Genomic DNA, 12,738 nt, shown 5'->3' with positions numbered 1-12,738 from the left:
CAGATGAAACCTTTTACGCGTGTACTGAGCGCCTTTGCGGTAGGTATTCTTCTGCAAGGTGGGGTATACCTATACCTTGATCAATATATGTTTGCACCGACTACAGAATTTAACGTAGCAGGCGCATCAAAAGATGATACGAAAAACTTCCCTGATGTGAAGGAAGGCACTAAATATGTGTCCTATGACCGTCAATTTATGGCCGTTGTTACAGAAAACTCTTTGAAAATTTACAAGGCTAATGAAAGTAAGCCTACAAATATCGATTTGAAGGGCCGTTCGATTAGTTACTTCAACTGGATGCCAGACCGTAACTATGCTGTCATGGGTTTATATGACTCCAGAGATGTTGTCATGGCTCGTCTTAATGCGGATGATCCAGAACACGAAGTTGATACCAAACTTGAAGACTTGCCTCGGGGCAGTAAAATCGTAGATGCTGCGTACTCTGAAGCGACAAATGTGGTGTATATGAAGGTAAAAGTTCAAGAACACACATATCGCATTTATCGTACCGATGCTAACTACGATACACGTCGCGTTTACATGCAAGCTACTGATATTGGTCATATCGGTGTATTCTACGATGAAGATAACTTCTTCTACGATAATGTGAGAACTGGGGATGTATTCATGTTCAACGGCATTGAAGGGGGATGGCGTGTTATCAACCCTGAAGGGCGTTTCCGCTTTATCGGTGTTGATATGGACAAAACCATCTACATCGCCCGTGTTGATGAGGACAATAATGCATTGACTGTTTACACTGGTAAATTAGGTGTAGGATTCAATCCAGTTTACAAATACAACCACCCTACTACATTTAATGAGTTGACATTATCAGATGTAAAAAACATCATTAAGAATGGTAGTGAAGAAACTACTAAGGTAACAGAAGATACTACATCTTCTAAATCATCCAATAGTAGTGGTAGTAAAAAGAAATCTTAAGAAAAAGCCTTTATAATGTTCTTTCATTATAAAGGCTTTATTCCTATAATAGTATGTACCCTAAGGATATCTATGAATATATTATTTGTACGCCTTAGTTACATAGGTGATGTTTTGCATGCTACACCTGCTGCGCGGTGGATTAAGGAACAGTATCCTGATGCTAAGTTGCATTGGATTGTAACGCCTAGTATGGTAGAGCTCCTGCAGGGCAATCCCTATGTAGATAAAATTATTCCCTGGGAACGGGATATATACGAGGCACATTCTAAAAAACTACATATTCCTACAATGTGGCGCATGTGGTGGGATCTTAAGGCCAAATTAGAGCCTTATAAATTTGATGTAGCCGTTGATGTGCAAGGGCGACTCATAACAGGGCTAGTACTATTAGCTTCAGGAGCCTCCATTAGACTTGGCCTTGGTGGCACAAAAGAGTTGAATTGGCTGTTTACTAACTATAAAACGAAGCCTAGTACAGAACACGTGATTAAACGCTATGTAGAGGTAGCTCAGTTGTTAACAAAGGCTATTACTGAACATGCAAATTTAGATACATCGCTTAACATTGATAAATACGGTATTGAGAGCAGTTGTTCACTAAATGAATCTAATGCTAATACGCTATACCACATGGATTTTCAGGTGCCAACAAATTTACATAGTTGGGCAGAAGAGCAATGGAAGTCGATTGATAATGACGTTTCTTTACATCGAGGCGTGGTAGAAACTCCGTTACGCATTGGGCTGGTATTAGGTACCTCTTGGGCAACGAAAGAGTGGCCTCAGGAAAAATGGTATTTTCTCATTAAATCCCTTCAATATAGAGCGAAATTTGTTTGTTTAGGTGGCCTTAAAGAGGCTGCTCAATACAAACCCTTGCTGGACTCTTTGACAGATGAGGGTATTGATAAAATTGTTCTGAATATGTTAGGGAAAACGACACTTCAAGAATTAGGGGCTTTAATTGAAAGTTGTGATGTAGTAGTTACTGCAGATACGGGAGCTCTGCATATTGCGTTAGCTTTAAATAAGCCTGTAGTAGCACTCTTTGGCCCTACGGACCCTAAATTATGGGGCCCTCTGACGGGGACCTTTAAGGTGCTCGTAAATGACGAATTAGATTGCTTGGGGTGTCGAAAACGACGTTGTCCTAAGCCAGATCAATATTGTATGTCTGGTATTGATCCAGTACGCGTAAAAAAAGCAATTTTTGAACTGATAGGAGATACACATGGCAAAGTTTAAAATTCAAAAAGGTTTATCCGATGCGGATATGATGAAAAATTTTAAGGATACAGAAAATTTCGAAGATACTATGCTCAATATGGAGCGAGATGCTAAGAAACCAGTAGTTCATCAAAGTCCAAAGCAAAAAGAAGATGCTTTTTACCGTGAGTTCTTAACTGAAAAAGTAGAGACTATGATTGGTAAAATGCTCCTTGATATTAAGATGGAGTATTTTAAAGAAGGGGAAGGGGCTTTCTCTATTCAGGTGAAACGGGAAGGTAAAAATATTGTCCTTGAAACTGCGCCTAAAAAGGTTAAGCCTGAGAAGTAAGCCGTATAATGGGGACTCTCAAATTTTAAAGATTAGGTCAGAACCTGTCCGTAAATGGGCAGGTTCTTTTGCATGTTTATGCATTTAAAAATATCGGCTTAGTTATTAATAAAATTGATGAGCTTATAAACATACCGACGTTTATCGAATTACTACATTTATAAATACCGATATATTTTGAAAAGTATTTAATAATAACCAAAAATTATTACGATATAATTTTTAGTTTCTCATTAAAATGAGCAATTACAAAAAAAATAATTTGATTAAACATACATACTAAACTCTAGTTCCTCTGCAGTTTTTTGTGATATTCATCACGAAAAAATCATCTTTGAATACATGAAATTATGAGTAAATAGCATAATGTGGTTGTTGACAAAGAATTTTATAAGTAGTCTAATATAAGTATGTATTACGATTTTAGCGCGTTTGGCTAGTGTGAGCAGACATCGAAAAAATCGTAAAAAAAATAGGTATGAGATAGTTGTTTAATGAGTGTATAAAGTTACATACACAGACTATTTCGATTTGGAGGATTAACATGGCTAAAAAATTAAGAATTTGCGAAACCGTTCTTCGTGACGGTCATCAATCTATTTTGGCAACACGTATGCGCTACGAACAAATGGAACCAGTGCTCGGCCTTTTAGATGATATTGGTTATGAAGCTCTTGAATGTTGGGGCGGCGCTACTTATGACAGCTGTCTTCGTTTCTTGAATGAAGATCCATGGGAACGCCTTCGCAAATTGAAAGCTAATTTGAAAAATACCCCATTGCAAATGTTGCTTCGCGGTCAAAATTTGTTGGGCTATAAACACTACTCCGACGACGTAGTAGAAGCATTCTGTAATGCGGCTGTAAAAAATGGTATCGACCGTATCCGTATTTTCGACGCATTGAATGACCCACGCAATATGGAAGCTGCTATTAAGTACTCCAAAAAAGCTGGTGCACACGTTCAATCCGCTATGGTATACACAATTTCTCCAGTTCACACAACTGAAAGCTTCTTGAAAGTGGCTGAAACTTTGGTAGAAATGGGTACTGATTCCCTTTGTATCAAAGATATGTCCGGTTTGTTAGGACCTGCTGATGCATATGATTTGGTTTCTACTTTCAAAAAACGTTTTGGCGAATTGCCAATCGACTTGCATAGCCATTTCACTTGCGGTCTTGCTAGTACTACATACTGGGAAGCTGCTAAAGCTGGCGTAGATATCATCGATACTGCTATCTCTCCATTTGCTCATGCAACTAGCCAACCAGCTACTGAAACTATGATTGAAATGTTCAAAGGTACTGAATGGGATCTTGGTCTTGACCTTGATAAATACATTCCATTAGTTGACCACTTCCGTAAAGTAAAACAACAAATCGCTGAAGAATTCAACTTGAAACCAGCTAGTGATGTAATCCCTGCTGTTCGTCGTTACCAAATTCCTGGCGGTATGTTGTCCAATACTCAAAACCAATTGAACGAAATGGGTATGGGCGATCGCTTCTTTGACGTTATGGATGAAATGCCACGCGTTCGTGAAGACTTGGGTTACCCTCCATTGGTAACTCCAACATCCCAAATCGTTGGTACAATGGCTATGATGAACGTTATGATGGGCGACCGTTACAAAATGGTTCCTAACGAAGTTAAAGATCTTGTTCGTGGTAAATATGGTCAATTACCTGGTACAATTTCTGATGAAATTCGTCAAACTATCATTGGTGATGAACAACCTATTACTTGCCGTCCAGCAGATCTTATCGAACCTGAATTGGAAGGTTACCGTCAAGATTTAGCTTCTAAAGGCTACAATGGCATCACTGACGAAGACGTATTGACTTATGCTATGTTCCCAGAAGTTGCTATTAACTTCTTCGATGCAAATCGTCGTTAATCCAAATTTTAAAAGAGGATTCTTAGGAATCCTCTTTTTTTTGACCATATTTAAACTATCCTCATAGAGAAATAGTATAATTCAGTATATATTTTGTTTTATTAAATGAAGAGATTCAATAGTTGTTTCATTTTTTATATTTTAGCTTTTTTATAAACAGTATAGACAAGTTCCTATTAAAAGGGGAGACTAAGGAACTATGAAATATCAGATATTACCAATTTTCATATCGCCATAAGATACATGGGTGCGTGTGAAAATATAATTTTTACGAAAAGTATTAGATATTAAAAGGGTCGAGATACCTTTTAATAATCGGTCAATTATAAACTACGTATGAAAGAATAGTGAAAAATATGTTGGATATTTGCGTGTTTTACTTGCGTTAAGTTATAAAAATAGCGTAAACTATAGAGAGTATCTACTATTTATGATATTGAGGTAATCCTGTGAATTTACAAATACGAATTTGGATATCCAATGTTGTGCTGTTTGTTGTACCTATTTTAATAGCAATTATTTTATTTTTGCTATATTTTACAGGTTTGCGCATATTGGCCAATGCCGGTTACTATTTGCGTATTGAGCAGGAACAACAGTTTAAAAGTGTTAGTCGAATAACTGAAACCATTACCTTTTATGGGTTAGAAAATGATCTAATTAATAGCTTGGTTAAGCCTAGCTATAGCTTACTTGATCCAAAGGAAGTATATGTTGAAGTACTTGATCAAGGAAGTATGGTGTATAACTACGGTAATCCACAAATCTATAGTGCTTCTGCCATTGTTGGTCTTATTGATGTTAACCCTGAATTACAGGGCATCGTATATCAATCCAATAATACTTTCGTTTACGAAATGAGAAAGTACGATGGACGTCATTCCTATGTATACCATATTGCGATTAGGCGTGCTACTCATGGTAGTGATAGCTTAATGGAATCCGTATCTTTCTATATTATCGTAGTTTCCATATTGCTCTTTATTGTTACATTTTTTGCTATTAACCGATTTGTTACACGATTTATCATGATTCACGTTAAGAACATGACAAAGTCGTTAGAAATGGCAAATCGTCAGATTGAAATGGAACAGGAGCAACAAAAAGAGTTACTCGCTGGTATATCCCATGATATACGAACTCCGTTGACGGCTATTAAAGCGTATGCTGAAGGCGTTCGTGACGGTATTGCACCAATGGAAGAGCAACAAAAAAGATACATGGGGATTATTTTGAAACGGGCCAATGATTTAGATTCTATGTTAGAGGAACTATTCCTCATAACAACATTGAATTATAAAAAAGAATCTCGTCCATCTGAGCGAATTGAATTAGGTCAGTTTGTACGTGACTTTGTAGAAGATCATTTAGCTCCGTATCAATCGAAGGGGCTTGAGATTAAGGCCCGTATAGCTACGGAAACACCTTTTATCAATGCTAACCCACAATTGTTACAACGTGTTTTGCAGAATGTGTTGAACAATAGTGCTAAGTATAAAATGACCGATATTGGTCATTGCGTCATAGATGTAACGAGTGATGATGATTTTGTATACTGTGTCATCAGTGATGATGGACCAGGTGTACCGCCAGAATCTCTAGAGCGTCTGATGCGACCATTCTATCGTGTAGATTCGTCTCGTACGAATCCTCAAGAAGGTAGTGGCCTAGGATTGTCGATTATCCGTCGAATTATGGAAATCTTTGAAGGCCGAGTTATGATTGAAAATGTAAGGCCACATGGTCTACGTATTATATTAGAGTTTCCTAAGCAAGGAGAAGAATCATGAGTGAACATATCTTAATTATTGAAGACGATTTGGATATTGCCAATATTGAGCGTGATTATTTAATGGTGGCGGGCTATGATGTAACGATTATGACTAATGGTACAGATGGCATTGAAGCAGCATTAAATACTCCTGTAGACCTTATTATCCTTGATGTTATGTTGCCAGAAATGGATGGCTTTGAAGTTTGTCGTCAAATTCGTGACAAAGTTCGTGTGCCAATCGTTATGGTAACTGCGCGTCTTGATGATATCGACAAAATCCGTGGCTTAGGCGTAGGCGCTGATGATTATATTGAAAAGCCATTCTCTCCATCTGTATTGATTGCGAAGATCAAAGCTATGTTGGCGCAATATAAACGTTTAACAGAGCGCGATGCAATGGAAACAAACGCTATTCAATCCGGTGAAATCCGTCTCGACCCTAAAATGATGAAAGTATGGGTGAATGAAAAAGAAGTTCATCTCAAAAAGAAAGAATTCCAATTGTTGGAGTTCTTGATGCGTAACCGTGATATTGTATTTAGCAAAGAAGAATTGTATTCTCGTGTATGGGGACTTGACTCCTATGGTGATTATGCAACTGTAGCAGTTCATATTAATCGTTTACGTGAAGAAATTGAGGATAATCCATCCGATAGTAAGCATATTATTACAGTGTGGGGTGTAGGGTATAAATTCGTTTAGTATAGAGAATATGCATTCACATTATACTCACGTTGTTCGTGGCTGTTGATTAGATATGACTTTATAGAGATTTTATTATAGAGATATAATCAAAGGTTTAAGAATTGTTTATATAGTTACTTTGATAGTTTAGATATTCCATGTATACTTATTTAAGTAAGGCTGACTATGACTCTAGATAAGTAATATTTTAACTTCTCTCTCTTAATAAGTTCTCTCTAAAGCTTATCTAGATCACATATACTCTCTCTCTCAACAGTCCTTACACTCTCAAACTATATGCATAAAGGGCATTTGCTAGCGACGGCTAGTAAATGCCCTTTATGTTTTTTAGATTTTAGATATTTGAATACATTCTATACAGCTTCTTTCAGGATTCTAGGTATTTATCTAGTGGAGGATATACGGTTATAATAATTATACTTTCATAAGAAAAGTTATAAATTGATATCTTGCATTGTAAAAGCAGGCGTACTATAATAGGTTCATCAAAATCAATTTTATAAAATTGATTTTGAGATGATTTGAATTAGTGTGAGACGTGGCGTATTTATAAAGTATCATAATTATATGATTTATGATTTGGTTCTTATTTTACCTTTTATAATCATCATTAAGACGTTATGGGTGATGTAGAAGAATATTAAGAAGAATATAAGGAGATCTACATGACATTTTCAAAATATAAGAAAACAGTAATTGCGTGTATTCTTGCTTTGGGTATTGGGGTAGGCGGAGGATACTATTTCTTTGGCAGCCCTGTTAATACGCAACCAACAAACGTGAGAGAACAAACTAAACAGACTAAGCCTATTACTGAAACGCGTAATACCTATGTAGTACAAGCAGCTAAAGAATCTGGGCCAGCTGTAGTAGGGATTACAACACAAGTATTTCAAAAGGATATTTTTAACCGTACTATCTATGCTGGAGAAGGTGTCGGATCTGGTGTGCTTATCGATAATGACGGACATATTATAACAAATAAACATGTGGTAGCGGGGGCTAGAAATGGGGAGGTTACAGTATCATTGTCTGATGGCAGTACGGTGACGGGGACTGTTATAGGTTCAGATTCACAGACGGACTTAGCAGTTGTAAAAATTAAACCTCCAAAAGATATTAAACCTATCAAAATTGGTGACTCTGACTCCTTGCAAGTAGGGGAGCCAGCTATTGCTATTGGCAATCCTTTAGGTCTTGAGTTTAAAGGTTCAGTTACCTCTGGTGTTATTAGTGCCTTAGCACGTACAATTGATGATCAAGGTCAACGATTCCCATTGATTCAAACTGATGCAGCCATTAATCCAGGTAACTCAGGTGGTGCGCTTATTAATGCAGATGGTGAGTTAATTGGTATCAATAGCTCTAAAATCTCTAAAGAGGGAATTGAAGGTATGGGCTTTGCTATTCCAATTAATTCTGCGATGACAATTGTTGATTCTATTATTAAAAATGGTAAGGTCATTCGCCCTTATATTGGGGTGTGGGCTGTAGACCGTCAAACTGCAGCGCGCAATAATGTAACCTATGAAGGTGATGGACTTCTTGTTGTTCAACTTGATTCTAATGGTCCTGCTGCACAAGCTGGTCTCGTAGAAGGGGATACGATTGCACAAATTGATGGTAAAGATATTACTACCTTACTCGAATTAAAAGAACAAATTGATGCTAAGAGCCCTGGAGATACAATTTTGGTATCCTATACTCATAACGGCAAAATGAAGAGCGCACAGCTTAAATTAGGGGAAGCGTCTTCAAATTAGAATCTAGTAAATAAAATTTAATTAAGTATTCCAATAATGCATTACTTTCTTTTGTAGTGTTAGAAAATCCTCATCTTTTAGATGAGGATTTTTAGTTATAATAGGGTGCTTTAATAGATTTTGTATAAAAAATACCATAAATAAGAAAATTTTTTTGAAAAAATTTTTCCTATAAATGCAGAAATTAACTGTGTTTATAGATTAGAAATAGAAAAAAATATATTAAGTTCTAATATTTTTTTACAAAGTACCTTGCGTTCCGAGGTACCTTATGTTATTATGTATTTGTCAGTACATGATAGTGACCGTAAGAGAGCTTTCACATTGGCAGGCAAGTACAGCCTAAAAGGGAGGAACTATGCAAGTTCAATTAAAAAAAGGTGTTATGGACATGCTGGTGCTAGCATTATTAACACAAAATGATCGCTACGGATACGAAATCGTAAGCACCATTTCAGAATATATTGAAATATCTGAAGGAACGATATATCCATTGTTTAACAGACTGAAAAAAGAAAAGTATGTTGAAACGTATTTAAAGGAGTCTTCTACAGGCCCATCACGGAAATACTATCATATCACGAACGAAGGCCGTGCAGCATATAACAAGATGCGTCAAGAATGGGATGATTTTTCTGGTGTTATCAATATGCTGTTGAAAGGAGTCGATAATAATGAACAAAAATAGCTTTTTGGATGCATTGCGTAATATATTTAAAAAAGCACGTGTTGCAGATGTGGAGAGTATTATAGAGGTTTATGAAGAACATTTTGCGGTAGGTTATGAAAAGGGTCTTACCGATAGTGAGATCATTAAATCCTTAGGGACTCCAGAGGAAATATATGCATCCTACGTAGATGCAGGTATCATTACAGACACAATGAATCAAGATGGTAGTGAAAGTAAATCCGTTAATATGCAGGAAATTTATGCACGATTTGATGATTATAAAGAGCGTCTTTTACCTCAATTACCGGGGATGGCTAAAAAAGCATCTAAGACTTTGCTCTCTATTGGAAGTGCCTTATCCTATATTGTAGGTGCTCTTATATTCATTATTACACCGGCTATCTTGTTCTTACTAGGTAGCTCATGGCAACCATTTGAGAATGTTACTGCATTTCCAGTATTGTCCATTGTAACTTTAGTGGCACTTGGTGGTGTAGGTCTATTTGGTGGACTTACATGCGTCTTTGTTGGTACAGAGCTTCGCGGTGTGCGTGAACGTTACTTCCGCAATGTGGACTAAGGAGGATTTATGAGACGAATTATAATAACAGCGATTTTAACCGTAATTTGTGCTGTTGGGGCATGTACATCTTTTGCTGTTAATGATTTACCTAATTTTGGTGAATGGATGAAAACGAATGAACAACAGTTTAGAAAGCCACATAGACATGATGGTCCTAATAAATATATGGATAAACATATGATGGATGGAAATAATCAAATGATGCCTCAAGATGGCATGGGGCCAAATAATGGCGAGCATATGCACCAAAATGGTCAAAACCAAATGATGCCTCAAGATGGTATGGGACCAAATAATGGCCAGCATATGCATTCAAATGGTCAAATGCCTCCACAAGGTCAAATGCCTATGCAAGGCCAACCACCTCAACAAACTAATGGTAATGCACCACAACAACAAAGTGAACAAGGTGTGCCACAAGCTACACAAAACTAACGATACTTTATGAGTCCATTTCTCTTATAAGATTATAGAGTACGTGGTCATGAAAGTGCATTCATGGCCACCATAGAGCCACATACTCTATGTGATACATTCGTATCAGAATCTCTCTCTTACACACAATAACTACACACAAACAAAAAGAGCTCCTCAGTGAAGGAGCTCTTTTTGTATCTATTTATAAATATAGACAGTAGTTGATGGACTGGGAATATTTTATTAACTTCCTAATGAAAAACGACCTATGCATGTATATAGGTCGTTAAAAAATTATTTGATGTGTTTAGAACCGCGTTCTGTCATAGCTACGCCGTCTTTGCAAAGAGGGCATTCTTCAGGTTTATAAGTTGGAACTTCAAGATTAAGTAATGCTTGTACCTTTTCATGAGGTACACCGAATTCTGCTTTGCCCCCAGAACGGTTAACAAGAAGGCCTACACCTACGATTTCACCACCGGATTGGTTGACAACATTTACTACTTCTTGTACAGAACCACCAGTTGTTACGATATCTTCTACGATAAGGACACGAGTGCCTGGCTCGATTTTAAAGCCACGACGCAATGTCATTATGCCTTTTTCACGTTCTGTGAAGATAGCACGAGTGCCAAGAGCTTTACCTACTTCGTGAGCAAGTAAGATGCCGCCAGTCATAGGTCCAATAACAAGTTCCACATTTTGATCGCGGAAGCGTTCAGCTAATTCTTTACAAAGTTTTTCAGTATATTTTGGGTGTTGTAATACATTGAATTTTTCAACGTACATTGGACTGTGGAGACCAGATGTCAAAAGGAAGTGACCTTCTAAAATAGCTTGAGTGTCGATCAGTAATTGTTTTACTTCTTGTTCTGTCATCATTTGGATACTTTCTCCATTTCTTCAATAATTAAACGAACCGCTTCACGAGGGTTTTCGGCTTGTGTAATAGGTCGACCGATAACAAGGCGAGATGCTCCATCTTGTAATGCACTAGCTGGTGTAGCAACCCGTTTTTGGTCGTCTGTTGTTGCAAAGGAAGGGCGAATACCAGGGGTAACGATGAGGAAGTCATCGCCACATGCTTCCCGAATCATTTTAGCTTCTAATGCGGAACATACAACACCATCCATACCACAGTCCTTAGCGAGTTTTGCAAGTCGAATGACTTGGTCGGAAATTGGTAGCTGACCACCAATAGCAGTCCAAGATTCATCGTCAAAGCTAGTTAATGCGGTGATGGCTAATAATTTTGGGCGTTCCACGCCTAGTTCTTTGCCACTCTCACGAGCTGCCTCAACAGCAGCTTTCATCATGACAGGACCACCTTGACCATGTAAAGTAATTAAACTAGCGCCGAGACGTGTTAAGGAAGCTACGCCATGGGCTACGGTATTTGGAATGTCGTGCAATTTCAAATCAAGAAATACTTGTTTGTTTTGCTCCTGTAAAAAACGAATTGTTTTTGCTCCTTCGGCGTAGAATAGCTCCATGCCGACCTTGTAAAAGCTAACCGAATCACCGAGGGATAATACGATTTCTTTCACTGCATCCATCGTGGATACGTCAAGGGCAACGATTAATCTGTCATCTGCCATGTTGCAACCTCCATACTACATACATATCTAAATAATTTTCACATACTGAGGGCCTATCTGTCAATTAAAATTGGTGTGAATGAGGTGATTATTGGTCACCTTTGAACAGTAGATTATAGTCTATTTCATGCTATAATAAGTAGAGTAAATGAATATAATTCTTATATATAGATTTTGAAAGGAGTCCTATGTTAGATTTTGTTGCATTAGACTTTGAAACAGCAAATAAATTTAAAAATAGTGCGTGCTCCTTGGCGGTTATTACCGTAAAGGACGGACAAATTACCAAAAAGGCATATAGCCTCATCAAGCCTCCGTTTATGAGTTTTGATGATGAATGTATTGAAATTCATGGTATCCAACCGAAGGATGTTATTCATGAAAAGACCTTTGATCAGTTGTGGAATGCCATTTATGAAAATCATTTAAAAGGGAATATTATGGTGGCTCACAATGCGAAATTCGATATGAACGTATTGCGTGCTACTTTAGATTATTATAAAATCCCTTGGCCAGAACTAGATTATGCATGTACAGTTAAACTTTCACGTGCGGTATGGCCTGATTTGGTTAATCATAAGTTGAATACAATGGCCGCATACATTGGAGTTGAGTTTAAACATCACTATGCACTGGATGATGCAGAGACTTGTGCAAAGGTTGTATTAGAAGCTGCTAAGTTAAAAGGCGTTAATAGTTTACCAGATTTATTAAAGATTACAGGCGTACCATTAGAACCATTCATTGATGATAAAAATCGCTCTGCTCAAGATGCATTACATAAAGAGCCAGAACCAGAACAAATGTCGTTCTTTTAGT

General features: G+C 37.3%; 13 protein-coding genes. 11 read left to right on the top strand and 2 right to left on the bottom strand.

Features of this window, described 5'->3' with window-relative positions:
• Positions 1 to 3 precede the first annotated feature (3 nt).
• From AAAT26_RS04270 to AAAT26_RS04225, 10 genes are all read left to right on the top strand, one after another.
• The gene (locus tag AAAT26_RS04270; RefSeq protein WP_060919504.1) at positions 4 to 951 is read left to right on the top strand and encodes a hypothetical protein; all 948 of its coding nucleotides are present in this window, start codon (positions 4 to 6) and stop codon (positions 949 to 951) included.
• 72 nt (positions 952 to 1,023) lie between these two features.
• Positions 1,024 to 2,199: a glycosyltransferase family 9 protein gene (locus AAAT26_RS04265; protein ID WP_349208914.1), complete on the top strand. Its 1,176-nt coding sequence runs from the start codon at positions 1,024 to 1,026 to the stop codon at positions 2,197 to 2,199.
• Positions 2,186 to 2,512 (top strand): hypothetical protein, encoded by a 327-nt coding sequence (locus tag AAAT26_RS04260; RefSeq protein WP_004698343.1) that lies wholly within the window; start codon positions 2,186 to 2,188, stop codon positions 2,510 to 2,512. Before AAAT26_RS04265 ends, AAAT26_RS04260 begins: the two co-directional genes overlap by 14 nt.
• Positions 2,513 to 3,056: 544 nt before the next feature.
• Positions 3,057 to 4,409: a pyruvate carboxylase subunit B gene (locus tag AAAT26_RS04255; protein ID WP_008602782.1), complete on the top strand. Its 1,353-nt coding sequence runs from the start codon at positions 3,057 to 3,059 to the stop codon at positions 4,407 to 4,409.
• A 449-nt stretch (positions 4,410 to 4,858) separates the two neighbouring features.
• Complete coding sequence (locus AAAT26_RS04250) at positions 4,859 to 6,199, top strand: sensor histidine kinase (protein ID WP_349208913.1); 1,341 nt, start codon at positions 4,859 to 4,861, stop codon at positions 6,197 to 6,199.
• Positions 6,196 to 6,885 (top strand): response regulator transcription factor, encoded by a 690-nt coding sequence (locus AAAT26_RS04245; protein ID WP_004693664.1) that lies wholly within the window; start codon positions 6,196 to 6,198, stop codon positions 6,883 to 6,885. Before AAAT26_RS04250 ends, AAAT26_RS04245 begins: the two co-directional genes overlap by 4 nt.
• A 668-nt stretch (positions 6,886 to 7,553) precedes the next feature.
• Positions 7,554 to 8,651: a S1C family serine protease gene (locus AAAT26_RS04240; RefSeq protein WP_004693659.1), complete on the top strand. Its 1,098-nt coding sequence runs from the start codon at positions 7,554 to 7,556 to the stop codon at positions 8,649 to 8,651.
• Positions 8,652 to 9,009: 358 nt separating this feature from the next.
• The gene (locus AAAT26_RS04235; protein ID WP_004693657.1) at positions 9,010 to 9,339 is read left to right on the top strand and encodes a PadR family transcriptional regulator; all 330 of its coding nucleotides are present in this window, start codon (positions 9,010 to 9,012) and stop codon (positions 9,337 to 9,339) included.
• Entirely contained in the window at positions 9,326 to 9,901 is a 576-nt protein-coding gene (locus AAAT26_RS04230; protein WP_008602778.1) for a DUF1700 domain-containing protein, read from the top strand. Before AAAT26_RS04235 ends, AAAT26_RS04230 begins: the two co-directional genes overlap by 14 nt.
• Before the next feature lie 9 nt (positions 9,902 to 9,910).
• Entirely contained in the window at positions 9,911 to 10,339 is a 429-nt protein-coding gene (locus tag AAAT26_RS04225; RefSeq protein ID WP_128114153.1) for a transcriptional regulator, read from the top strand.
• 276 nt (positions 10,340 to 10,615) lie between these two features.
• On the opposite strand, the gene pyrE is transcribed toward AAAT26_RS04225, so the two are convergent.
• Both pyrE and pyrF read right to left on the bottom strand, forming a co-directional pair.
• Entirely contained in the window at positions 10,616 to 11,203 is a 588-nt protein-coding gene (pyrE, locus tag AAAT26_RS04220; protein ID WP_004698369.1) for an orotate phosphoribosyltransferase, read from the bottom strand.
• Positions 11,200 to 11,919: an orotidine-5'-phosphate decarboxylase gene (gene pyrF / locus AAAT26_RS04215; protein WP_004698328.1), complete on the bottom strand. Its 720-nt coding sequence runs from the start codon at positions 11,917 to 11,919 to the stop codon at positions 11,200 to 11,202. The genes pyrE and pyrF overlap by 4 nt, the downstream gene beginning before the upstream one ends.
• Positions 11,920 to 12,107: 188 nt before the next feature.
• Here pyrF and AAAT26_RS04210 point away from each other — a divergent pair, with 188 nt between their 5' ends.
• Positions 12,108 to 12,737 carry a 3'-5' exonuclease gene (locus tag AAAT26_RS04210; RefSeq protein ID WP_128114152.1) on the top strand — a complete coding sequence of 210 codons (630 nt, stop codon included), beginning with the start codon at positions 12,108 to 12,110 and terminating at the stop codon, positions 12,735 to 12,737.
• Position 12,738 lies beyond the last annotated feature (1 nt).

It is taken from the genome of Veillonella parvula, assembly GCF_040094895.1.
GTDB classification, from domain to species: Bacteria; Bacillota; Negativicutes; order Veillonellales; family Veillonellaceae; genus Veillonella; species Veillonella parvula_L.
The sequence above is the reverse complement of the archived record's forward strand: the minus strand, read 5'-3'. Positions and strand labels throughout refer to the sequence as shown.